Annotated in this window: 17 protein-coding genes and 1 pseudogene; 4 read left to right on the forward strand and 14 right to left on the reverse strand. The window is 72.7% G+C overall.

Going from position 1 to position 24010, the window contains the following annotated elements:
* Positions 1-32: 32 nt before the first annotated feature.
* Positions 33-944, reverse strand: coding sequence for an SDR family NAD(P)-dependent oxidoreductase (locus EKH77_RS13445; RefSeq protein WP_126914632.1), 912 nt, complete (start codon positions 942-944; stop codon positions 33-35).
* A 122-nt stretch (positions 945-1066) separates the two neighbouring features.
* Between EKH77_RS13445 and EKH77_RS13450 the strand changes: the two genes are divergently transcribed.
* Entirely contained in the window at positions 1067-1993 is a 927-nt protein-coding gene (locus EKH77_RS13450; protein WP_126914633.1) for a cyclase family protein, read from the forward strand.
* A 256-nt stretch (positions 1994-2249) separates the two neighbouring features.
* On the opposite strand, the gene EKH77_RS13455 is transcribed toward EKH77_RS13450, so the two are convergent.
* The 4 genes from EKH77_RS13455 to EKH77_RS13470 form a co-directional block, all read right to left on the reverse strand.
* On the reverse strand, positions 2250-2729 hold the full coding sequence (locus EKH77_RS13455) for an ATP-binding protein (protein WP_126914634.1): 480 nt from the start codon (positions 2727-2729) through the stop codon (positions 2250-2252).
* A gap of 422 nt (positions 2730-3151) precedes the next feature.
* Positions 3152-4207 (reverse strand): acyl-CoA dehydrogenase family protein, encoded by a 1056-nt coding sequence (locus EKH77_RS13460; RefSeq protein WP_126914635.1) that lies wholly within the window; start codon positions 4205-4207, stop codon positions 3152-3154.
* A gap of 9 nt (positions 4208-4216) precedes the next feature.
* Positions 4217-5386, reverse strand: coding sequence for an acyl-CoA dehydrogenase family protein (locus tag EKH77_RS13465; protein WP_126914636.1), 1170 nt, complete (start codon positions 5384-5386; stop codon positions 4217-4219).
* Between the two features lie 5 nt (positions 5387-5391).
* Positions 5392-6621 (reverse strand): amidohydrolase family protein, encoded by a 1230-nt coding sequence (locus EKH77_RS13470; RefSeq protein ID WP_126914637.1) that lies wholly within the window; start codon positions 6619-6621, stop codon positions 5392-5394.
* A 131-nt stretch (positions 6622-6752) separates the two neighbouring features.
* On the opposite strand from EKH77_RS13470, the gene EKH77_RS13475 reads away from it, so the two are divergent.
* Positions 6753-8348: a class I adenylate-forming enzyme family protein gene (locus EKH77_RS13475; RefSeq protein ID WP_126914638.1), complete on the forward strand. Its 1596-nt coding sequence runs from the start codon at positions 6753-6755 to the stop codon at positions 8346-8348.
* 28 nt (positions 8349-8376) lie between these two features.
* Here EKH77_RS13475 and EKH77_RS13480 read toward each other — a convergent pair whose 3' ends face one another.
* From EKH77_RS13480 to EKH77_RS13490, 3 genes and pseudogenes are all read right to left on the reverse strand, one after another.
* Positions 8377-11013, reverse strand: coding sequence for a protein kinase (locus EKH77_RS13480; protein WP_126914639.1), 2637 nt, complete (start codon positions 11011-11013; stop codon positions 8377-8379).
* Between the two features lie 977 nt (positions 11014-11990).
* Positions 11991-12846, reverse strand: a pseudogene (locus EKH77_RS34755) (serine/threonine-protein kinase); the annotation flags it as partial.
* 307 nt (positions 12847-13153) lie between these two features.
* Positions 13154-14860, reverse strand: coding sequence for a glycerol-3-phosphate dehydrogenase/oxidase (locus tag EKH77_RS13490; protein WP_126914641.1), 1707 nt, complete (start codon positions 14858-14860; stop codon positions 13154-13156).
* 327 nt (positions 14861-15187) lie between these two features.
* Here EKH77_RS13490 and EKH77_RS13495 point away from each other — a divergent pair, with 327 nt between their 5' ends.
* The gene (locus tag EKH77_RS13495; RefSeq protein WP_126914642.1) at positions 15188-16456 is read left to right on the forward strand and encodes a nucleotide sugar dehydrogenase; all 1269 of its coding nucleotides are present in this window, start codon (positions 15188-15190) and stop codon (positions 16454-16456) included.
* A 41-nt stretch (positions 16457-16497) separates the two neighbouring features.
* Here EKH77_RS13495 and EKH77_RS13500 read toward each other — a convergent pair whose 3' ends face one another.
* The 5 genes from EKH77_RS13500 to EKH77_RS13520 all read right to left on the reverse strand — a co-directional run bounded on the left by EKH77_RS13500 (position 16498) and on the right by EKH77_RS13520 (position 22181).
* A complete protein-coding gene (locus tag EKH77_RS13500) occupies positions 16498-17595 on the reverse strand; it encodes a rod shape-determining protein (protein WP_126914643.1) in 1098 nt (365 codons plus the stop codon).
* Between the two features lie 123 nt (positions 17596-17718).
* Positions 17719-18846, reverse strand: coding sequence for a GuaB3 family IMP dehydrogenase-related protein (locus EKH77_RS13505; protein WP_126914644.1), 1128 nt, complete (start codon positions 18844-18846; stop codon positions 17719-17721).
* 121 nt (positions 18847-18967) lie between these two features.
* Positions 18968-20470: an IMP dehydrogenase gene (guaB, locus tag EKH77_RS13510; protein ID WP_126914645.1), complete on the reverse strand. Its 1503-nt coding sequence runs from the start codon at positions 20468-20470 to the stop codon at positions 18968-18970.
* 133 nt (positions 20471-20603) lie between these two features.
* On the reverse strand, positions 20604-21179 hold the full coding sequence (locus EKH77_RS13515; RefSeq protein ID WP_206279852.1) for a sigma-70 family RNA polymerase sigma factor: 576 nt from the start codon (positions 21177-21179) through the stop codon (positions 20604-20606).
* Between the two features lie 390 nt (positions 21180-21569).
* Positions 21570-22181 carry a response regulator transcription factor gene (locus tag EKH77_RS13520; RefSeq protein ID WP_003948568.1) on the reverse strand — a complete coding sequence of 204 codons (612 nt, stop codon included), beginning with the start codon at positions 22179-22181 and terminating at the stop codon, positions 21570-21572.
* A gap of 418 nt (positions 22182-22599) precedes the next feature.
* Between EKH77_RS13520 and EKH77_RS13525 the strand changes: the two genes are divergently transcribed.
* A complete protein-coding gene (locus EKH77_RS13525; RefSeq protein WP_126914647.1) occupies positions 22600-22926 on the forward strand; it encodes a WhiB family transcriptional regulator in 327 nt (108 codons plus the stop codon).
* Between the two features lie 172 nt (positions 22927-23098).
* On the opposite strand, the gene EKH77_RS13530 is transcribed toward EKH77_RS13525, so the two are convergent.
* Positions 23099-24010 carry a LysR family transcriptional regulator gene (locus EKH77_RS13530; protein WP_126914648.1) on the reverse strand — a complete coding sequence of 304 codons (912 nt, stop codon included), beginning with the start codon at positions 24008-24010 and terminating at the stop codon, positions 23099-23101.

The following is a 24010-nucleotide window of genomic DNA, read 5'->3' on the forward strand; positions in this document are numbered from 1 at the left end:
GCGTCGCGCCTCTCCCTTCGCGGTCCGCCGCGTCACGCGTTGGGGCGCCGGCCGGCGGCGGCCGCGTCGGCCATGTCCCGGAGCCGGTCCAGGAGGGGCATCGGGTCGACGCCGATGGTCTCCGGGAGGGCCTCGGCGATCCGTTCGGGGGTCCAGCGGCCCTCGGCGTAGGCGGCGCGCAGTTCGCGGGGCTGGGCCCAGACGGCGATCTTGGGTCCGGCGACGGTGTAGACCTGGCCGGTGACGCCCTGCTCCCGGGCGCGGTCGCCGAGCAGGTAGACGACCAGGGGGGCCACGTCCTCGGGCTCGCCGATCTCCTTGAGTTCCATAGGGACGCCGGCGGACATCCGGGTGCGGGCCACGGGTGCGACGCAATTGGCGGTGACGCCGTACTTGTGGAGTCCCAGGGCGGCGCTGCGGACGAGGGAGATGATCCCGCCCTTGGCGGAAGCGTAGTTGGCCTGGGACACGCTTCCCTGGTGGTTGCCGCTGGTGAAGCCGATGAGGGTGCCGGAGCGCTGCCGGCGCATCACGGCGGAGGCGGCGCGGAAGACGGTGAAGGTGCCCTTCAGGTGGGTGGCGATGACCGAGTCCCATTCCTCCTCGGTCATATTGAAGATCATGCGCTCGCGGAGGATGCCCGCTCCGCAGACGACGCCGTCGAGGCGGCCGTACCGGGCGGTCGCCGTGTCCACGATCCGCCCGCCTCCGGCCATGGTGGAGACGTCGTCCGCGACGGCCGTGGCCTCGCCCCCGAGGGCCTCGATCTCCTTGGCGACGGCCGTGGCGATCTCACTCGAGGGCTCCTCGCCCGCCACGGACACCCCGTAGTCGTTGACGACGACCCGGGCGCCCTCGGCGGCGCAGGCCAGGGCGACCGCCCTGCCGATCCCCCGTCCGGCGCCGGTGACGGCGATCACCTTGCCTGCCAAGAAGTTCCCCACGGCGTGGCCCCCTCCCGCAGTTTCTGACGGTCCGTTAGATTTTTGGGCAGCACGGGCGCGAGCACAAGCCCCGCGGCCGAAGCCGCGGGGGAGCCGTACAGCCGCCATCCGGGAGGACATCCATGCCGCTGCCGTCCGAGTTCTACGAACTGGCCAAGCGACTGAACAACTGGGGTCGTTGGGGCGAGGCTGACGAGATAGGCACGCTCAATCTCATCACCGACGAGGTGGTGCGGGAGGCCGCCGCGACCGTGGCCGTCGGCAAGCGGGTACCGCTCGCGCTGCCCCTGCACCAGGACGGCGTCCAGACGGGTGTGATCCCGGGCAGGATCAACCCGCTGCACACCATGGTGGCGATCAACGTGGAGCTGTTCGGGCCGGGCACCGTCGCCACCAGCGACGACATCGTGACCATGGGACTGCAGGCCGGCACCCACTGGGACGGGCTCTCGCACGCCTCCCACGGCGGGAAGCTCTACAACGGCCGCCCGGCGGAATCGATCACCGCCCACAGCCGCTCGGCCTTCAACGGCGTGGAGAAGGCCGGGCACATCGTCTCGCGCGGCGTACTGCTCGACGTCGCCCGTGCCAGGGGCGTGGACCGGCTCGAGGGCGACCACGCCGTCACGCCCGAGGACCTGGAGGCGGCGGAGGAAATGGCACGGGTCACGGTCCGGCCGGGCGACATCGTGCTCGTCAGAACGGGGCAGATCCAGCGATTCCTGGCCGGCGACAAGCACGCGTACGCCCACCCCTCCCCCGGCCTGTCGATCCGCACACCCGAGTGGTTCCACGCCCGCGACGTGGCAGCCGTCGCCAATGACACCCTCACGTTCGAGATCTTCCCGCCGGAGATCACGGACCTCTGGATGCCCGTACACGCGCTCGACCTGGTGGAGATGGGAATGCCACAGGGCCAGAACTGGAATCTCGAGGAACTCTCCGCCGTGTGCGCGGAAGAGCGGCGCTACGCCTTTTTCCTGGCGGCCATGCCGGAGCCGTTCGTCGGCGGGACGGGAACACCCGTGGCGCCCGTGGCGATCCTCTGACGACGGCGCCCGGGCGCGGGCGGACTCCCGGGACAACGGGTGGGCGGCGGCGCACAGATGCGCACCCCGAGCACGGCACCGTGCGCCGCCAACCAGCTCCGGCGCCTCAGCCCTGTCGTCGCGCCGGATCGCGACCCGCACTCGCCAAGGCAGCCCAGGACAGCCGGACCTCTCGACGTCCCCTCGCAACGAATCGCTGCATCCAAGGGTGATCACGTGACCACTTCACGTCAACACCTGGTCTGGACTTTGTCGATTACGCCCGATTTGTCGCGGCGTGTTGTGGCTCGAAAGCACTACTCCAGCATGGACCGCCGCGGTCGACCTCGCACCAGACGCGCTTGCCGGCTCCCTCGCGCTGCCAGCCCCAGCGGTCGGCGAGTCCGTCCACCAACTCCAGACCCCTGCCTCCCGTGTCACCACCCTCGGCCCACCGCCGCGCCGGCGGCCGGGCGCTGATGTCGGCCACCTCGACCCGGACCGTGCCGGGACGAGCGTCCGGCGCCCGTCCGGCGGGGCTCGCGGCGCCCGGGAGGAGCATCCGCAGGACGGCCGGACAGCCGGTGTGCACCACGGCGTTGGTGACCAGCTCCGAGATCAGCAGGATCAGCGTCTCGGCCAGGGGCTCGTCGAGCCCTATCCCGCATCCGGCGAGCCGCGACCGCGCCCACCTACGGGCCCGTCCCACTTCCGAGGGGTCGGCCCCCACCTCGATCTGCACCTGAAGCACCTGCACCGCTCACACCATCCGAACCGGCGGACACAACGCCTCGCTGCCTGATGGGATCACACAGCGTGACCCCCTTCGGCGAAAGCATGGTTGACCTACAGTCACCCCGACAAGCGCTTCGGGCATATTCCGGCGCGAAGGAGCGCGCCTACTGCATACTGTGCGACGCGCGCTTGAGGGTCTCGGACACCAGGGCGTTCCCGCCTCCGGGCCGACAAGGACGAAGGGCGTTTCCCCACCCGGCACCGCCTCTTCGGCGGGACCGGATTTATTGCGCCCCTGAACCACTCGCATCTCACGGAGAGTACCCGAAATCCGGCGCGACTCCATACGGTGACGAGTTGCGCGAAGAACACAACTCGATATCGACGCAGCGTGATCATTCGGGGCGGCAAGGGTGGCATTTCGGCCGGGCCGATTACCCGGCGTCATTCGAATGGTTCGCGATTTCCTCCGGGCAATTCCCCCGGCGCGGCGAGCAGGGCCCGGGCCAGCGACTCCTCGGCGTCCTCGGTCGGCCGCCACTGCGTTCGCCTCAGCCAGGCCCGCTTCAGATGGAGATGGACATCTGCCTCCCAGGTGAAGCCCATGCCGCCATGCAGTTGCAAACAGTCCCGGGCATTCCGGACGGCCGCCTCGTCCGCCAGCAGCCGGGCTCCGGTGATATCGATTTCGGTGGCCGTGAGTGATGCCGCATATACGCTTACGCGTGCGAGTTCCGTACGGGCGAGCATTTGCGCGCACAGGTGCTGCACGGCCTGGAAAGCGCCGATCGGGCGGCCGAACTGGCTGCGGTTCTTCGCGTGGGAGACGGCCATGTCCAGAGTCTGGCCGGCACTGCCGAGTTGCTGCGCGGCGGTCAGCAGCGCCGCCTCCCGAAGGAGGCGAGCGGCATCGTCCCCGGCGAGCCCGCCGCCCCTGGCGCCCGCGTCCGGCAAAGCCGGTGTCCTCTCGGGCATCGACACCACCTGATGGAGGGGCGTCGTGGGGTCCACCGACCGCACCGGGCGGCCCGCCAGGACGCTCGGTCCGTGACCGCCCGTCACCTCCAGCACCCTGAGACAGCCACGATCAGGACCGCGCTCGCCGTCCAGGACGAGCACGACATCGGCCATGGCGAGGTGCTCGACCATGCCGGGCGCCTCCAGGGCCGTCACGACCGTGTCGCCCTCGGCGACGCCGGGGATCAGTCCGGCCGCCAAGTGGGTGGCGACGAGCGGGCCGGGGAGCAGATGGCGGCCCGCCTCCTCGAAGAGGAACACGGCCTCGGGCAGGCCGAGACCGGCTCCACCGTCTTTCTCCGCGAGTCTCAGGGAGAAGAATCCGCACTTGCCCAACTCCCGCCACAGTGAACGGTCGAGAGTGTCTTCCGGCACTTCGGCATCGACGGCCTCCCGGAGATTCCGCCGGGGGAATCGCGCCGACAGAAGCGTCCGCATTCCCGCGACCAGCGCGCGTTGATCATGGCTCGGCCGGAAGTCCATGCCCTTGAGTCACCGCCCCTTGGGAAGGCCGAGGACGCGCTCGGCGATGATGTTCCGCTGGATCTGGGAAGTACCGGCGGCGATGGTGTAGGCGAGGGACGTGAGGCGCCCGGTGGTCCACTCGTGATCGGCGTCCAGGGAGAGCGGCCCCATGACGTCGGCGGCCGCGTCGTAGAGCTCCTGTCGTGCGTGGGAATAGCGCAGTTTGAAGACGGATGAGCCGGCACCGGGCACCCCGTCGCCGCCCGCGCGGAGCGCCGCTTCCGCCTCGCTCGTATTCCACTGGACGAGCCGCCACAGCGCGCCGAATTCGGCGTTGAGGCGGCCGAGTCGACGCCGTAGGGCGGGGTCGTCCCAGCGCCCGTTCTCCCGTGCCGCGCGGGCCAGCCGTACGAGGGTGCGGCGGCAGGCGACGACCTCCCCCGCGAAGGCGGTGCCGCGCTCATAGGAGAGCGTGACCATGGTGACGCGCCAGCCGTCGTTCTCGGCGCCGACGCGATGGGAGAGCGGTACGCGCGCCCCGTCGAGGAACACCTCGGCGAACTCCGCCGACCCGGCGAGGGTCCGCAGCGGGCGAACGGTCACCCCGGGGGCGTCCATGCTCAGGGCGAGCCAGGTCAGGCCACGGCGGCCGGAGTCCGGGGGGCCGGTGCGGACGAGCAGTTCGCACCAGTCGGCGACCTCGGCGTGCGAGGTCCAGATCTTGCTGCCGGTGACGACATAGGCGTCGCCGTCACGGACCGCGCGGGTGCGGAGGGAGGCCAGGTCGGAACCGGCGTCCGGCTCCGAGAAGCCCTGGCACCACACTTCCTCGCCGCGCAGGATGGGCGGGAGCCACCGGGCGCGCTGGGCGGCGGTCCCCTCGGTCGCGATGGTGGGGCCCGCGTGGAGGAGGCCGACGAAGTTGGCGCCGACATAGGGGGCGCCCGCCCGTTCGGTCTCCTCCAGGAAGATCAGGTGCTTGCCGGGCAGCGCGCCCCGGCCGCCGGCGTCGGCGGGCCAGTGCAGGCCGGCGTACCCGGCGTCGTACAGCGCCCGCTGCCAGGCGCAGTCGTAGGCGCGGCGGGCGGGCCAGTCGTCCGGTGACGGCTTGGGGGGCAGTTCGGGCAGCGTCGCGTCCAGCCAGGCGCGGAGCCCCCGGCGGAACTCCTCCTCTTCGGCGGTGCGGTCGAGGTCCACCGGGCTCAGCTCCCCGGTTTGTCGAGATCGGGATCGAAGGCGAGGTCAAGGTCGAGGTCGAGGCCGAGCATGCGGATGGCGTTGCCGCGCATCAGTTTGTGGACGGTCTCCTCGTCGAGGCCCCGCACATGGTCGAGAGCCACTTCCTTCGTGTGCGGCCACGTCGAATCCACGTGGGGGTAGTCGGTCTCGAAGGTGGCGTTGTCGCGGCCGACCGTGTCGAGCGAGTCGATGCCGTGTTTGTCGCGGAAGAAGCAGCAGTAGATCTGCCGGTAGTAGTAGGTCGACGGTGGCTCGGGGATCAGGTCGCGAACGCCGCCCCAGGCGCGGTGTTCGCGCCAGACGTCGTCGGCGCGTTCCAGGGCGTAGGGGACCCAGCCCATCTGTCCCTCGCTGTAGGCCAGTTTCAAGTGGGGGAAGCGGACGAGGACGCCGCTGAAGAGGAAGTCCGACATCGAGGCCATGGCGTTGTTGAAGGACAGCGTGGCCTGGACGGCCGGGGGCGCGTCGGGGGAGGCGGCGGGCATCTGGGAGGAGGACCCGATGTGCATGCACACCACCGTCCCCGTCTCCTCGCAGGCGGCGAAGAACGGGTCCCAGTAGCCGGAGTGGATCGACGGCAGGCCGAGGTACGTCGGGAGCTCGCTGAAGGTCACGGCCCGTACGCCGCGCGCCGCGTTGCGCCGGATCTCGGCCACGGCCAGTTCCACGTCCCACAGCGGGATCAGGCACAGCGGGATCAGCCGGCCGCCGCTGTCGCCGCACCACTCCTCGACCATCCAGTCGTTGTAGGCCCGCACACAGGCCAGCGCGACCTCCTTGTCCCGGGCCTCCGCGAAGGTCTGGCCGCAGAAGCGCGGGAAGGTCGGGAAGCACAGGGACGCCTCGACATGCCCCAGGTCCATGTCCGCCAGCCGCGCCTTCGGGTCCCAGCAGCCCCGGCGCATCTGCTCCCGCGTGATGCCCTCCAGGGTCATCTCGTCCCGTGAGAAACCGACGGCCGCGATGACGCGCTTGTACGGGAAGCGGAGGCCCTCGTAGACCCACCAGTCGGTAGGGGGCCCGTCCGGGTCCATGGTGACGCGGTAGGCGCCCCCGACGTACTCCAGCTCCCCGATCCCGGCGGTCAGGGAGCGCGGGCCACGGTCGCGGTACTTCGCGGGCAGCCAGGTCTCGAAGAGATGGGCCGGTTCGATCACATGGTCGTCGACGCTGACGATGCGCGGCAGCTCCATGGGTGCCCCTTCGCCAAATCTGACACTCCGTCAGTTAATGAGGAGGCTAGCCCTCGCCCCCTGGACCGACAAGGCGCGACCGCCTACGCTCCGGCCCGGTATGACATACCGTCAGATCGAGAGGCGCTCTCATGCGGAACGGCACCGACGCCCGGGAACTGGCGGCCTCCCGCACGCTCTGGGAGCTCCTGGAGCGCCGCGCGGAGCTCACCCCGGACGCCCTCGCGCTCGTCCAGGCCGACGAGCCCGCGCGGGAGGCACGGGACGGAGCACCCGGCGGCGACCGGCGGGTGACCTTCGGCGGGCTGCGCTCCCGCGCCGAGCGCGTCGCCGCCTGGCTCCACACCTTCGGCGTGGGCCCCGGGAGCCGGATCGCCTGGCAGCTGCCCACCCGCGTCGAAACCGTCGTCCTGGCCTTCGCGCTGGCCCGGCTGGGCGCCGTCCAGAGCCCCCTCGTCCCCGCTTGCCGCGACCACGAGGTCGGGCACGCGCTCAGGGCCGCCGGAGCCGAGTACTTCGCCGTCCCCGGGCTGTGGCGCGGCTTCGACCACACGCCGATGGCCCACCGCGTCGCCCTGACACTGCCCACGCCACCCCTGGTGTTCCTGGCCCACGACGCCCTTCCGGAGGCCGACCCGGCGATCCTCCCGCCCCCTCCGGCCGACGGCACGGCCGTCCGCTGGATCTTCTGGACGTCCGGCACCACGGCGGGCCCCAAGGGCGTCCTGCACACAGACCGCGCCCTGGTCTCCGCCGGCGCCTGCCTCGCCGACGCGCTCCGGCTCGCCCCCGACGACGTCGGCTCCATGGCCTTCCCCTACGCGCACGTGGCCGGGCCCGAATACACCGTCGCGTCGCTCCTGCGCGGCTTCCCGGCACTGCTCGTGGAACACTTCTCGCTGCCCGGTTCGCTCGCCGCCTACCGGCGCCACGGGGTCACCGTGGCGGGCGGCTCGACCGCGTTCTACGCGATGTTCCTCGCCGAGCAGCGCAAGAACCCCGCCCGCAGGCTGCTCCCCACGCTCCGGCTCATGGCCGGCGGAGGGGCGCCCCGGCCGCCCGCGCTCCACCACGACGTGGTCCGTGAACTGGGCTGCCGGCTCGCCCACGGCTACGGGATGACCGAGGCACCGATGATCACCATGGGGTGCCCGGACGACCCCGAGGAGAAGCTGGCCGCCACGGAGGGACAGCCGCCCCCCGGCATGGAAATCCGGGTCGTCGGCCGGGACGGCGCGCCCGTCCCCACCGGTGCGGACGGGGAGATACGGCTGCGCGGCGAGGCGGTCTGCCGGGGCTACCTCGACCCGGCCCAAACGGCCGAGGCGTTCGACGAGGACGGCTTCCTCCGCACCGGGGACCTCGGCCGGCTCACCGAGGACGGCCACCTCGTGCTCACCGGCCGGGTGAAGGACATCATCATCCGCAAGGGCGAGAACATCTCGGCCCAGGAGGTCGAAGGGTTCCTCCACGACCACCCGGGCGTCGAGGACGCCGCCGTCATCGGCCTGCCCGACGCGCTGCGCGGGGAACGCGTCTGCGCCGTCGTCCAGCAGCCGGCGGGAGCCCGGCCCCTGACCCTCGAAGCCGTCACGGCCCATCTGCGCGCCGCCGGGCTGGCCGTGCACAAACTGCCCGAGCAGTTGGAGCTCGTCGACGCGCTGCCCCGCGACGACACCCTGCACAAGGTCCTCAAGAAGACGCTGCGCGAGCGCTTCGCCGACTGAGCGACGCCGGGCCCGGGGCGAACGGACGTCAGGCGCCCGCCCGGTACGTTGCCATGGCCTGGTCGAAGAAGGTGTCCACCGACCGCTGCTCGTCCATCGGGCCGCGCACCTGGAGCAGGTGATAGCGGTCGCCCAGGATCATCGCGGCGTTGCGCACGTAGATCTGACGGCCGCCGCTGTCGTTCCAGTGGAACGTGCCCTCCGCCGTCGCCGTCCCGCCGACGTCGACGCGCCGCAGGCCGGAGGAGCCCGACCAGGACGAGGCGCGGTACGGGGCCAGTTCGGGCTCCTTGTCCTGCTGGTAGGCCATGGGGTCGCCGCCGAACTCGGCCACCGTGTCCCGGCCCGGCACCACGATCAGCTCGTAGTCCCCGCCGGCGTAGACGACCTGCCCGCGCGCGTTCTCGCCGCGCCGCTGCCAGTCCTCGGCGACGGCCACGGCGAAGCCCTTGGCGTCCTTGCGCAGGGCGAAGCCCTTCGCAGCACCGGCACCGGAACCGGAACCGGCACCCGTACCGGCGCCGTCAGTGGAGGCCCGGCCCGCCGTACCGGCGGGGGCGGAGCCGCCCGGCGCCGCGCTCAGGGCACCGGCCGCGCCCGTACGGTCCGCCGGGGCGCGCCCCGTGCCCTCCTCCGCGCGCGGCATGAACAGCACCGCGTACAGCACGGCCCCGACGAGGGCGAGCAGGATCAAGCCGAGCAGGAGCCTGCCCAGCCGCAGCGGGGAGGCCGTCGCGGGCACGCGCTCCTCCCGCAGATGGCCCGTGGTGTGGAGGCCGCTCCGCTCCTGCGCGCGGGGCGGCTCCCCGCGTCGCTCGGCCGCCGTCCGCTTGTGCCGCCCGTGGGTGTTCTCCGGGGCCTGAGCGGCCGCCGCGCCCCGGGCGGACGCGCGGACGCGCCGCCCTCGGACCAGCTCGCCGCGCCGGCGGACGACCGGAAGCCGGCGCGGATCGCCGGGGGCGGGGGCGCCGATCGACGGCACGGTGACGGTCCGGCTGCCGAGCTCGGGCTCCGGGGCCGACCGGATCAGCGAACGGAGCCAGCCGCGGAGCTCCTCGAACTCGGGCCGCTCGGCGGGATCCTTCCGCATCAGCGACTCGACGACCGGGCGCAACGCGCCGCACTCCTCGGCGTACGCGGGCGGTTCCGCGCAGACGACCTGGACGAGCTCGGCCGCGCTCTCCTCGGGATAGGGCGCGTGGCCCTGGACGACGCGGAAGAGCAGGGCGCCCAGGGCCCACAGGTCGGCGGCGGGGCCGACGGGGGGCGCGAGCTGCCAGTTCTCCTGCACCGGCCAGGCCTGTTCGGGAGCCCAACGCTCGGTGACGGCGCCCACCACGACCATCCGCGCCTGCCGGGCCCGCTCGGCGGCGAGCGCGTCGGCCGGGCCCTTGGGGTGCCCCCAGCCGTTCGAGGACCGCCCCGGCGAGGCCGGCGACGAGCCGTCGGCGGGCCCGCCCTGCCCCGGCCCGGCGGGCACGCCCTGCCCCACCACGGCGGGCCCACCTTGAGCGGACACGCCGGGCTGAGCACCCCGGCCCGGAGCGCCGGGCCTGCCCTGAGCGGAAGCGCCGGGCCGCCCGCCCTGCCCCGGCACCCCAGGACCACGCGCGCCACCGGGGACCGGCCCGCCGGCACCCGTGCCACCGGTACGCGCCCCGCCGGCACCCGTTCCGCCGCGCGGCAGGCCGTCCGGGGTCCAGGGGCGAGTGGTCCCCGGGGCGGGGGCGCTGCCGCTGGACGCGCGGCCGCCGCCCCAGGTGGAGGCGCCGGCGGCCGGGCGGGTGGCGCCTTCGGCCGCCGCGCGCGCGGCGGCGCGGGCTGCCGCGTGGTAGGCGGCGATCGCACCGGAGCGGGCCGCGCGGGCGTTCCGGGCCTCGTCCGGTTCGTCCCCCGCGCCGTGGGGCTCGACGGCACCCGAGGACGCGGTACCGCCCGTCGTACCCCCCGTCACGGCGCCGCCGCCCTGCCGGGGGACGCCCCCGGCTCGCGTGCCCGGGCCGCCGGGAGCTCCGCTCCCCGGCCCGTACGGCGAGGGGCGCGGCCGCTCTCCCCGGGCCGCCGTCTCCGGGACCGGGTCGTAGCCGCACAGCGCCTCCTCGGCCGCGCCCGCGGCGAGGCCGGTGAGGATGGCACGGCCGTCGTCGCAGATGAGGACGGTCCGGGCGGTGATGTTGCGGTGGGTCCAGCCCTGGGTGTGGAGGGCGCGCAGGGCCGTGAGGACGTCGGCGGCCACCTCGGCCGCGCGGTGCGGGGAGAGCGTGCGCTCGGCGAGCAGGGCGGCCAGCGGGCGGGCGGAGACGAGCTCGCTGACGATCCAGAGGCTGCCCGCCTCGGCGAAGACGTGGAAGACCTGGTCGAGCCGGGGATGGTCCGGGATCTGCGCGGCGGCGGTGGCGGCCACCAGCGCGCGGCGCACCGCCGGGTCGCCGGGCCCCGAGGCCGTACGCCGCGCCCCCGCGCCCCCCGTCGCCGACCCGGTCGGGCTGTGCGGGCCGTCCAGGACCTCGGCATCCACGACCTCCGGCAGCGGGACCTGCCGGACCAGGACCTCCTGGCCGCTGTAGGTGTCGAACGCCCGGGTCTCCACGAGCTCGAACGCCTCGGACGGGGGCAACGGCAGACGGTAGCGGTCGGCGAGCACCCGGCCCGCGTAGTCGTCCACGACGCCTCCCCACTCGTGCGATCCGCCGTCGCACGGCCCGCCCCCGACACACCCGAGGCACCCCGCCGCGCCGACCGGCAGTCAGAAACGGTCGGTCAACGGGGCCTTGCGGCGTATCGCGACTGCGTACGGTCCATGACGACTCACGATACGTGCCGAACCCGCCCCTTAGGGCGCGTACGGCTCAGTACGTCCCCACCAGTCCGGCCCGGTATGCGCGCGGGTCCCTCCCGTCCGGGAGGTCACGCGGCGTCACACGGCGTCGCGCGCGCCGCCGCGTCAGTTCGCGCGCGAGAAGCCGTCCTGGCCGTCCCGGCCACCATGGCCGTCCGGGTCGGCGTACATCGGTGCGGTCGAGACGATCGCGGCCTTCTTGTGCTTCGTGGACGAACCGCCGTTGCCGCTGTCGCCCTTGTCGCCGCTCACGGCGATGGCGATCACCGTGCCGATGACGGCGAGGACGACCACGACCGCCGCGACGAGCAGCACGCGGCGCGGCACGACGTCCATGAGCGAGGCGCGGCCGTAGGTCGTGCCACGGGCGTCACGGACACCCCTGGCGCCGGCGGCGACACTGCCGACCCGCAGTTTGACCGGCTGCCCGGCGCCCTCGGGCTCGGCGGTGACCGACGAGCCCGTGTCCGCGTCCCGCAGCGGCCGGAAGGCGCCCCTCGACGGCACGGACGGCGAGCCGGACGGCCCACCGGACACGCCACCGGACCGGGAGGACGACGCCGACGGCGTCGACGAGGAACGCGAACCCGCCCCGGCGGAGGACGAGGCGGCCGAGGATCCCGTCGGCCCCGGAGAAGCCGGGCCCCGGGACGTCGGCGCGGACGAGCGGCCGTCGTCGTAGCCGTACCCGCCGCGCTCCTTCTTCGGCCGTGCCGGAGCCGCCGCGCGGACCGGCTTCTCCGGTATGGACGGCACGGCGATGGCCTGGGTGGCCTCCAGGTCGGGCTGGGGCTCGGGCGGCTTGGGCAGCCGCTCGTCCGGGGCGTTGACGGCGTCCGTCAGCAACGCCCGCGCCCCCGCCTCGTCGAGGCGCTTCTGCGGGTCCTTGGCCAGCAGGCCGTACATGACCGGCGCCAGCGGCCCGGCGTTGCGCGGCGGCCCGAGGGGCTCGGTCATGACGGCCGTGAGGGTCGCGATCGCAGACCCCTTGTCGTAGGGCGGGGCGCCTTCGACGGCCGCGTAGAGGAGGCCACCGAGCGACCACAGGTCGGCGGGAGGGCCGGGCTTCTGGCCGCGGGCGCGCTCGGGGGATATGTACGAGGGGGCGCCGACGAGCATGCCCGTCGAGGTGACCGACGGGTCGCCCTCGACCTGCGCGATGCCGAAGTCGGTGAGGACGACACGGCCGTCGTCCGCGATGAGGACGTTGGAGGGCTTCACGTCACGGTGGAGGATGCCCTCGCGGTGCGCGGCGCGCAGCACGTCGAGGACGGCGAGCCCGACCTCGGCGGCCCGGCGCCACTTCAGCGGCCCGTCCTCGCGGATGACGTCGGCGAGCGAGCGGCCCTCGATGAGCTCCATGACGATCCACGGACGGTCGTCCTCGTGGACGACGTCGTAGACGGTGACAGCGCCGGCGCTGCGGATCCGGGCGATGGCCTTGGCCTCGCGCAGCGTGCGCGTGATCAGGCGGCGCTTCTCGTCCTCGTCGATGTTGGACGGAAAGCGCAGCTCCTTGACCGCGACCACGCGGCCCAGGGTCTCGTCCGTCGCCCGCCAGACCGTGCCCATGCCACCGCGCCCGAGGACGTCCCCGAGGCGGTATCGCCCGGCGAGGAGGCGCCCTGCCGTGCCCTGCGTCTGCTCCGCCTCCGACATGCGTCCCCTCTGGCAATCAGCTCTGCGACCAACCGACCCTGGCAGAGGGACCATTGTCTCTCATCCGCGGACCAGCGGAAGGCCAGGGTCCGAGAGCCCTGGTGAGGGGCGTGTGCCGACACGCGCCGGGGCGGTGCCGAGGACGACGGGATGCGGTGGCGTCGTCGCCCGCTCCCCTGAACAGGACCTGTCACTCCCACAGGACACGGTGGGGCGACGGGCGGTTCCCGAAGCTGCCGGGCTGTCACACACCGCTCATGAGCACATCGCGTACCTGTAAAGGGCACGCATGCCCCCGGACGGCCCGTCAGACCGGCTGGATGTCCGGCGCGCCGAGCCGGGCCGCGTCCGCCGTCAGGTCGTCGGGCTGCCGCTGCGACTCGCGCTCGGCCTCCACGCGCTTCTCGTAGTGCTCGACCTCCTTGTCGACCTGGGCCGCGTCCCAGCCCAGCACGGGCGCGATCAGCTCGGCGGCCTCGCGGGCGCTGCGCGTGCCGCGGTCGAAGGTCTCGATCGAGATCCGCGTCCGCCGGGTGAGGACGTCGTCGAGGTGGCGCGCGCCCTCGTGGGAGGCGGCGTAGACGACCTCCGCCCGCAGATAGTCCTCGGCGCCGCCCAGCGGCTCGCCCATCGCCGGGTCGGCGGTGACGTAGGACAGCACCTCGTCCACCAGCGAGCCGTAGCGGCTGAGCAGGTGCTCGACCCGCGCGACGTGCAGCCCGGTGCGCCGGGCGAGCTGGGCGCGCCCGTTCCACAGGGCCTTGTACCCCTCGGCGCCGACGAGCGGGACGTCCTCGGTGACGCAGTCGGCCACCCGCTGGGCGAGCCCGTGCACGGCCTCGTCGACGGCGTCCTTCGCCATCACCCGGTACGTGGTGTACTTGCCGCCCGCCACGACCACGAGCCCCGGCACGGGGTGGGCCACCGTGTGCTCGCGCGAGAGCTTGCTGGTCGCGTCCGACTCGCCGGCCAGCAGGGGGCGCAGCCCGGCGTAGACACCCTGGACGTCGTCGCGGCTGAGCGGCACGGCGAGCACCGAGTTCACGTGCTCCAGCAGATAGTCGATGTCGGCGCTGGAGGCGGCGGGGTGGGCCTTGTCCAGGTCCCAGTCGGTGTCCGTCGTGCCGATGATCCAGTGCCTGCCCCATGGGATGACGAAGAGCACGCTCTTCTCGGTACGCAGGATGAGCCCGGTGGTGGAGTGGATCCGGTCCTTGGGGACGACCAGGTGGATGCCCTTGGACGCCCGCACGTGGAACTGGCCGCGTTCGGCGATGAGCTGCTGGGTGTCGTCCGTCCACACGCCGGTGGCGTTGACGATCTGCCGGGCGCGGATCTCGAACTCGCCGCCCTGCTCCAGGTCCCGCACCCGGGCGCCGACCACGCGCTCGCCCTCGCGAAGGAAGCCCACGACGCGCGCCCGGTTGGCGACGTCGGCGCCGTAGGCGGCGGCGGTGCGCACGAGGGTGGTGACGTAGCGCGCGTCGTCCATCTGGGCGTCGTAGTACTGGAGGGCGCCGACCAGCGCGTCCTTGCGCAGGCAGGGCGCGACCCGCAGGGACTTCCGGCGGCTGAGGTGGCGGTGGGCGGGCAGCCCTCTGCCGTGGCCCGAGGAGAGGGACATGGTGTCGTAGAGGGCCACGCCCGCGCCGGCGTAGAAGCGCTCCCAGCCTCTGTGCTGGAGCGGGTAGAGGAAGGGCACCGGCCTGACGAGGTGCGGGGCCAGCCGCTGGAGCAGCAGCCCGCGCTCCTTGAGGGCCTCGCGCACGAGGGCGAAGTCGAGCATCTCCAGATAGCGCAGCCCGCCGTGGATGAGCTTGCTGGACCGGCTGGACGTGCCCGCCGCCCAGTCCCGCGCCTCGACGAGGCCGGTCGCCAGACCGCGGGTCGCCGCGTCCAGGGCGGTGCCGGCGCCGACGACGCCCGCGCCGACGACGAGGATGTCCAGTTCCCGCTCCGCCATTCGGGCGAGAGCCTCGCCGCGCTCGGCCGGGCCGAGTGTCGCTGTCCTCACCACTGCCTCCCGCCTGGCCGCTCCCGCCGCCGCTGCCGGAGGCCGCGCGGACGGAGCCGAGACCGTACGTCGTGACGCGTCCACGACCGCATGTCGTGCCGCGTCCTTCTTCGATGCTGCCCCAGATCGACCGTTCCGGCCGCGCCACGACCACCTCCGGTCCGTCCGCCGCGACGCGGCCCCGGCGGATGTGAAGCACAAATACCGGATAACAGTCATATATCCCCTAAGCTGATGTACCGGATCGCTTTATCCGGGTTCATCCGGAACCGGAACCCACCGGACACCGCCTCCGGACGTCACCTCCGGGAAGGACCGCATCCCGCCATGCCCGCAGATCTCGCCGTCATCGGCCTCGGTCACCTCGGGCTCCCGCTCGCCCAGGCCGCCACCGCCGCGTCCATCCCCACCGTCGGCTACGACACCGACGCCCGCATCGTCGCCGAGCTCCGCGCCGGACGGCTGCCCCCGGAGGGCGCCGACGGCTTCACCGCGGGCCTGATCCGCCGCATGGTCTCCGCCGGCTTCCGCGCCACCACCGAGGACGCCGAGCTCGGCCGGGTCCGCACGGCCGTGATCTGCGCCCCCACCCGGCTGGGCGAGGACCGGGCACTCGACCTCGGCGCCGTCGTCGCGGCGGCCCGTGCCCTGGCGGCCCGGCTCCGGCCGCACACCACCGTGATCCTGGAGTCCGCCGTCTACCCCGGCACCACCGAGGACCTGCTGCGCCCCCTCCTGGAGTCCGGCTCCGGGCTGCGCGCCGGCCAGGACTTCCACCTCGCCTACTCCCCCAGCCGCCTCGACCCGGGCAACCGCCACCACGGCCTGGCCAACACCCCGAAGGTCATCGGCGGCCTCACCCCCGCCTGCACCGAGGCCGCCGCCGCCTTCTACGGGCGCATCTGCGAGAAGGTCGTCCGCGCGCGCGGCCCCCGCGAGGCCGAGGCGGTCAAGGTCCTGGAGACCAACTACCGGCACGTCAACATCGCGCTCGCCAACGAGATGGCCGTCTTCTGCCACGACATCGGCGTCGACCTCTGGGACGTCCTGCGCTGCGCGGAGACCAAGCCCTTCGGCTTCCAGGCGTTCCGCCCCGGCCCCGGCGTCGGCGGCCACGGCGTCCCCATCGACCCCAACTACCTCTCCTACAAAGGCCGCAGCCTCGGCTACCCGCTGCGCATGGTCGAGCTGGCGCAGGAGGTCAACGGGCGGATGCCGCGCTATGTCATCCAGCGCTGCGCCACGCTCCTCAACGAGCACGGCAAATCCGCGCGCGGCGCCCGGATCCTGCTGCTGGGCGTCAGCTACAAGGCCGACATCGGCGACCAGGAGGGCTCACCGGCCCGCGAGATCGCCTCCCGGCTGATCGAGATGGGCGCCCTGCTCAGCTACCACGACCCCTACGCCGCCCAGTGGCGCGTCATGGGCCAGCCCGTGCCGCGCGCCGACTGCCTCTACGAGGCCGCGGCCGCCGCCGATCTGACGGTCCTTCTCCAGCACCACCGCACGTACGACCTGCAGGGGCTCGCGGTCAAGGCCCAGCTGCTGCTGGACACCCGGGGCGCGAGCCCCACCGGAGCGGCGCACCGGCTGTGAAACGCGCCCCAGCTGCAAAAACGCGCCGGGGCCAGCCAGGGCTACAGCCGGCCCGAGGACAGCAGGCGCGGCTGGGCGTCCAGCACCGTGCGCATCGAGGCGAAGTTCTCCACACAGCGGCCGGTGCCGACCGCGACGCAGTCGAGCGGCTCGTCCGCGACGAACACGGGGATGTCGAGCTCGCGGCTCAGCCGGACGTCCAGGCCGCGCAGCAGCGCGCCGCCGCCGGTGAGCACGATGCCCCGCTCCATGATGTCGCCGGAGAGCTCCGGCGGGGTCTCGTCGAGCGTCTGGCGCACCGCCATCACGATGGCGTCCACCGGCTCGGTGAGCGCGTGGCGGATCTCGTCGGCCGTCAGCTCCAGCGTCTTGGGCAGACCGCTGACCTGGTCCCGGCCGCGCACCGTCAGCCGGTCGCCGGGGCGCAGCCCCTGGGTCTCCTCCGGGTCGCCGCCGCCCGCCTCCGCGTAGCCGGTCGGCGAGGCCGAGCCGATGCTCAGCTTGATCTCCTCGGCGGTGCGCTCACCGATGGCGAGGGCGTACTCCTTCTTGACGTAGGAGATGATCGCCGCGTCCATGGCGTCGCCCGCCGTGCGCACCGAGCGCGCGGTGACGATCCCGCCCAGCGAGATCACCGCGACCTCGGTGGTGCCGCCGCCGATGTCGACGACCATGCAGCCGGTCGGCTCGCTGACCGGCAGCCCCGCGCCGATCGCGGCCGCCATGGGCTCCTCGACCAGGTGCACCTGCCGGGCCCCGGCCTGCGACGCGGCCTCGATGACCGCCCGTCGCTCGACGCCCGTGATGCCCGAGGGCACGCACACCACGACGCGCGGGCGGGAGAAGCGGCGGTTGCCCATCACCTTCTTGATGAAGTGCCGCATCATCCGCTCGGCTATCTCGAAGTCCGCGATGACGCCGTCCCGCATCGGGCGGATGGCGACGATGTTCGAGGGGGTACGGCCGATGGTCTCCTTGGCCTCGGAGCCGACCGACAGCACGCTGCCGTCCTCGGCGTTGACCGCGACGACCGAGGGTTCGTTGAGCACCACTCCCTTCCCCCGGACATACACCAGCGTGTTCGCGGTGCCGAGGTCGATACCCATGTCCCTGCCGCTGAACGACTTGCTTTGCGCCATAAGTCGCCAGTATTCCCTACGATCGAATGTTTATACGGCGCTAACGGCGGCGCCAGGCCACGCGAAGGGGCCATGCGAAAGGCCCGGCCCGCCGAAGCGGACCGGGCCCTGGGAGACGAAGCGTCAGCGCTTGTCGTGCTGCGACGGGGCGACCGTCACCTCGACGCGCTGGAACTCCTTGAGCTCGCTGTAGCCGGTGGTGGCCATCGCGCGGCGCAGCGCGCCGAAGAAGTTCATCGAGCCGTCCGGGGTGTGCGAGGGGCCGAGGAGGATCTCCTCGGTGGAGCCCACGGTGCCCAGGTTCATGCGCTTGCCGCGCGGCACGTCCTCGTGGACGGCCTCCATGCCCCAGTGGAAGCCACGGCCGGGGGCGTCGGTGGCGCGGGCCAGCGGGGAGCCCATCATCACGGCGTCGGCACCGCAGGCGATGGCCTTCGGCAGGTCGCCGGACCAGCCCACGCCGCCGTCGGCGATGACGTGGACATAGCGGCCGCCGGACTCGTCCATGTAGTCCCGGCGGGCGGCGGCCACGTCGGCCACGGCGGTGGCCATCGGGACCTGGATGCCCAGGACGTTGCGGGTGGTGTGCGCGGCGCCGCCGCCGAAGCCGACGAGGACACCGGCCGCGCCCGTGCGCATCAGGTGGAGGGCGGCGGTGTAGGTGGCGCAGCCACCGACGATCACCGGGACGTCGAGCTCGTAGATGAACTGCTTGAGGTTCAGCGGCTCGGCGGCGCCGGAGACGTGCTCGGCGGAGACGGTCGTCCCGCGGATCACGAAGATGTCCACGCCGGCGTCGACGACGGCCTTGGAGAACTGCGCGGTGCGCTGCGGGGAGAGCGCGGCGGCGGTCACGACACCGGAGTCGCGGACCTCCTTGATGCGCTGCCCGATCAGCTCCTCCTTGATCGGGGCGGCGTAGATCTCCTGGAGGCGCTTGGTCGCGGCGGTCTCGTCCAGCTCGGCGATCTCGGCGAGCAGCGACTCCGGGTCCTCGTAGCGGGTCCACAGACCCTCGAGGTTGAGCACGCCCAGGCCGCCCAGCTCACCGATGCGGATGGCGGTCTCGGGCGAGACGACCGAGTCCATGGGGGCGGCCAGGAACGGCAGCTCGAAGCGGTAGGCGTCGATCTGCCAGGCGATCGAGACCTCCTTCGGGTCGCGGGTACGGCGACTCGGGACGACGGCGATGTCGTCGAACGCGTACGCCCGGCGGCCGCGCTTGCCGCGCCCGATCTCGATCTCAGTCACGTGTGTGGCCCTTCACTTTCCTTGGCGCTCCGTCTGCCGCATACCAGTATCCCCGACGCGGCGGAGCCCGCGGCCTGAGCGGTCGCGGGCTCCGACGGACTTCTGTGCGAAGCTCCGACTACTACCGGCGGGAGTAGTTCGGCGCCTCCACCGTCATTTGAATGTCGTGCGGGTGGCTCTCCTTGAGGCCCGCGGACGTGATCCGCACGAAGCGGCCCTTGTCCTTGAGCTCCTGGATGTCGGCCGAGCCGACGTAGCCCATGGAGGCCCGCAGGCCGCCGACGAGCTGGTGGGCGACCGAGGACAGCGGGCCGCGGTAGGGCACCTGGCCCTCGATGCCCTCGGGCACCAGCTTGTCCTCGGAGAGGACGTTGTCCTGGAAGTAACGGTCCTTGGAGAAGGACCGCGCCTGGCCGCGGGACTGCATGGCGCCCAGCGAGCCCATGCCGCGGTAGGACTTGAACTGCTTGCCGTTGATGAAGACCATCTCGCCCGGCGACTCCTCGCAACCCGCGAGCAGCGAGCCGAGCATCACCGTGTCGGCGCCGGCGGCGATGGCCTTGGCGATGTCGCCCGAGTACTGCAGGCCGCCGTCGCCGATCAGCGGGACGCCCGCCGCGTGGCACGCCTGGGCGGCCTCGTAGATCGCGGTGACCTGCGGGACGCCGATGCCGGCGACGACGCGGGTGGTGCAGATCGAGCCCGGGCCGACACCGACCTTGACGCCGTCCACGCCCGCGTCGATCAGGGCCTGGGCGCCGTCACGGGTGGCGACGTTGCCGCCGACCACGTCGACGCTGATGTTGGACTTGATCTTGGCGATCATGTCGAGGATGCCCCGGCTGTGGCCGTGGGCGCTGTCGACGACCAGGAAGTCCGCGCCGGCCTCGACGAGCGCCTGGGCGCGCTCGAAGGCCTCGGCGCCGACGCCCACCGCGGCGCCGACGACCAGGCGGCCCTCGGCGTCCTTGGCGGCGTTCGGGTACTTCTCGGCCTTGACGAAGTCCTTGACCGTGATGAGGCCCTTGAGCACACCGGCGTCGTCCACCAGCGGCAGCTTCTCGATCTTGTGGCGGCGCAGCAGCTCGATGGCGTCCTCGCCGGAGATGCCCACCTTGCCGGTGACCAGCGGCATCGGGGTCATGACCTCGCGCACCGCGCGGCCGCGGTCCATCTCGAAGGCCATGTCACGGTTGGTGACGATGCCCAGGAGCTTGCCCGCCGGGTCGGTGACCGGCACGCCGCTGATGCGGAACCGGGCGCAGAGCGCGTCGGCCTCGGCCAGCGTGGCGTCCGGGCGGACGGTGATCGGGTCGGAGACCATGCCGGACTCCGAGCGCTTGACGAGGTCGACCTGGTTGGCCTGGTCCTCGATCGAGAGATTGCGGTGGAGCACGCCCGCGCCGCCCTGGCGGGCCATGGCGATGGCCATGCGCGCCTCGGTCACCTTGTCCATGGCGGCGGACAGCAGCGGGATGTTCACACGTACGTTGCGCGAGACCCGGGAGACGGTGCTCACGCCGTTCGGCAGGACCTCGGAGGCGCCCGGCAGCAGCAGGACGTCGTCGTATGTCAGACCGAGCATCGCGAATTTCCCGGGCATTCCGTCGACGTTGTCAGTCATGACACCTTCCCAAATGGTCTTGCCCCAGCGAGGACTACCATGCTAACGGCCGTGGCGGGTGTCCCATTCCACGAGCTCTGAGGCTCGCGTCACTTGGATTTTCCTACGAGAACACCCGCGACACGCCTCGCTCTCACTGTTCGGCGAGCGCCCTGAGCCTGCTGAGGGCGCGGTGCTGGGCGACCCGGACGGCGCCGGGTGACATTCCCAGCATCTGCCCGGTCTCCTCGGCGGTCAGTCCGACGGCGACGCGCAGCAGCACGAGCTCCCGCTGGTTCTCCGGAAGGTTGGCGAGCAGCTTCTTCGCCCACTCGGCATCGCTGCTGAGCAGTGCCCGCTCCTCGGGCCCGAGCGAGTCGTCGGGCTGTTCCGGCATCTCGTCGGAGGGCACCGCCGTGCTGCCGGGATGGCGCATGGCGGCGCGCTGGAGGTCGGCGACCTTGTGCGCGGCGATGGCCACGACGAAGGCCTCGAAGGGGCGCCCGGTGTCGCGGTAGCGCGGCAGGGCGCACAGGACGGCGAGACAGACCTCCTGGGCGAGGTCGTCCACGAAGTGCCGGGCGTCGCCCGGCAGCCGCGAAAGGCGCGTACGGCAGTAGCGCAGGGCGAGGGGGTGCACCAGGGCGAGCAGATCGTGGGTGGCCTGCCGGTCGCCCTCCACCGCACGGGCCACGAGCGCGCCAATGGCGGTGGTGTCGTCGTCGCGCATCGGTCCATGGTGCCCCGGCGCCGGATGCTCCGTGGCACCGCCCTCGTGGTTGTGCATCGAACCGTTACGCGTCGGTGTCCTCGCACTCACGTCTAGCGCCTCCCCCTTTCGGGTATGCCCGCCCCAGCACTCACGACTCCACCGATAGCTTGCACCCGTGCCGTGCGGCACGTGGCAGGGCTTGTCCGTCATGAGGTCTCTTCTGGCCGAGCGAGAAACCTCGGCCTCCGCCGGGGAGGAGTCACACCTCAAGGATGCGGCATCCCTCGAGGTTTCGGCGTCGGGCCGGTGGGGCGGCGAGGTCGGGGTGCGCGCCACGGGGGTCGCGGTGGGCACCGCCCGCCGGGGTGGCGCGCACCGCGACCTCGAGACGCTGCGCGCCACACCGCCTCAGCGGACCAGGCCCCAGCGGAAGCCGAGGGCCACCGCGTGCGCCCGGTCCGAGGCGCCCAGCTTCTTGAACAGCCGCCGCGCGTGGGTCTTCACCGTGTCCTCGGAGAGGAAGAGCTCGCGGCCGATCTCCGCGTTGGAACGGCCGTGGCTCATGCCCTCCAGCACCTGGATCTCCCGCGCGGTGAGGGTGGGCGCGGCGCCCATCTCGGCCGAGCGCAGCCGCCGGGGGGCGAGCCGCCAGGTGGGGTCGGCGAGCGCCTGGGTCACGGTGGCGCGCAGCTCGGCGCGCGAGGCGTCCTTGTGCAGATAGCCGCGCGCCCCGGCGGCGACCGCCAGCGCGACCCCGTCGAGGTCCTCGGCGACCGTGAGCATGATGATGCGGGCGCCCGGGTCGGCGGAGAGCAGCCGGCGCACGGTCTCCACACCGCCGAGCCCGGGCATGCGTACGTCCATGAGAATGAGGTCCGAACGATCGGCGCCCCAGCGGCGGAGGACTTCCTCGCCGTTGGCCGCCGTGGTCACGCGCTCGACGCCGGGCACGGTCGCCACCGCGCGACGGAGCGCTTCTCGGGCAAGCGGGGAGTCGTCGCAGACGAGGACGGATGTCATGGCCGCCCTCCGCAGCTGATGCGCGTCACCTTGAGCCTCCAGAGGCTGGTACTGGTCGTCACCTTGCGCGGTCGACGGCACCCGGGCCCTGCCACCCGCCCGACTGCTTCATGCGTCAACCGCCTCCGCACTCTCAACGACGGTCACCCGAAAGAGTTACGGGCTTGGTCGGCCGTGTTCGGCACTCTACGTGAGGGCGCGGACACGGAGCAGGGCGCACGGGGGGCGCCCGCTCCATCGGCCAAGCTATGCCCCATTTGCCCAGTCGGACCCGCATTTCTTCCCATTTACCGGTATCTGTGGCTAGATTCAGCAATGAGTCATATTTTCATCTGCTCACACGACAGTCACGACAGATACACGACAGAGATACGGGCACGGGCACTGCATCGGACAGATCGTTTCGAGGGGATAAGCAATGGCAGATTTCTCCCGCCTTCCCGGTCCCAACGCCGACCTGTGGGACTGGCAGCTCCTGGCGGCGTGCCGAGGGGTCGACAGCTCGTTGTTCTTCCACCCTGAGGGCGAACGCGGCGCGGCGCGCAGCGCCAGGGAAACCTCCGCGAAGGAGGTGTGCATGCGCTGTCCCGTACGCGCCGAGTGCGCGGCGCACGCGCTGGCGGTGCGGGAGCCCTACGGCGTCTGGGGCGGGCTGACCGAGGACGAGCGCGAGGAGCTCATGGGGCGCGCGAGGCACCGGCCCATCTCGGCGAGCGGCGCCGGCGCCGGCGCGATGACGGCGTGAGCGCCTGCGGCGCGCTTCCGCTGACGACCACGCTCCCGCACGCCCCCAGGCCGCTCCGGGCCGCGCCGTCGCGGCCGACGCCCACGCACGGGCCCCACCACTGGCACCCCGCGGCCGACGGCACGTTCCCGGCGGCACATTCCCGGCGACGCCCCGCCGCAGGTGCACCGCCTCAGCGACTCGCGGCCGCCGTGAGGCGGTCGAGCATCGCCCCGACCGCCGGGACCCTGGCCAGGTCCGGGAGGGTGAGGGCGACGATCTCCCGTTGCACCACCGGCTCCACCGGCACCGTCCGCGCGCCCTTGGGCCGCACCGTCTCCAGCGCCAGCTCCGGCATGACCGCGACCCCGAGACCGGCTCCGACCAGACCGAAGACCGCCGGGTAGTCGTCCGTCGCGAAGTCGATGCGCGGGGTGAAGCCCGCGCTCTCGCAGACCTCCACCAGATGCCGCCGGCAGCGCGGGCAGCCCGCGATCCACGGCTCCCGCTCCAGCTCGGCGATCCCGATCCGCTCCGCCCCGGCCAGCCGGTGCCCCTCGGGCACCACGCCGATGAGGCGGTCGGTCAGCAGCGGCCGGACGACCAGGTCGTCCCACTCCGCGCCGGCCGCCGGGTCCGCGCCGCGCACGTCGGGGTAGCGGAAGGCGAGCGCGATCTCGCAGTCGCCCTCGCGGAGCATCTCCACCGAGCGCGGCGGCTCCGCCTCGACGAGGGAGATCTGGGTGCCCGGGTGGGCGGCGCGCATCTCGGCGAGCGCGGTGGGCACGAGCGTGGAGCTGCCGCTGGGGAAGGACACCAGCCGCACCCGGCCGGCCCGCAGCCCGGCGATGGCCGCGATCTCCTCCTCGGCGGCGGTCAGCCCGGCCAGGATCCCCGTGGCGTGGCGGACCAGCGCCTCGCCCGCCTCGGTCAGCCGCATCTCCCGGCCCGTCCGGACCAGCAGGGGCGTGCGCGCCGACTGCTCCAGGGCCTTCATCTGCTGGCTGACGGCGGGCTGGGTGCAGCCGAGCTCCCGGGCCGCGGCCGAGAACGAACCGGTGGCGGCCACCGCGCGCAGCACCCTCAGATGACGTGCCTCGATCAT

It is taken from the genome of Streptomyces luteoverticillatus, from assembly GCF_003970715.1.
Taxonomy (GTDB): domain Bacteria; phylum Actinomycetota; class Actinomycetes; order Streptomycetales; family Streptomycetaceae; genus Streptomyces; species Streptomyces abikoensis.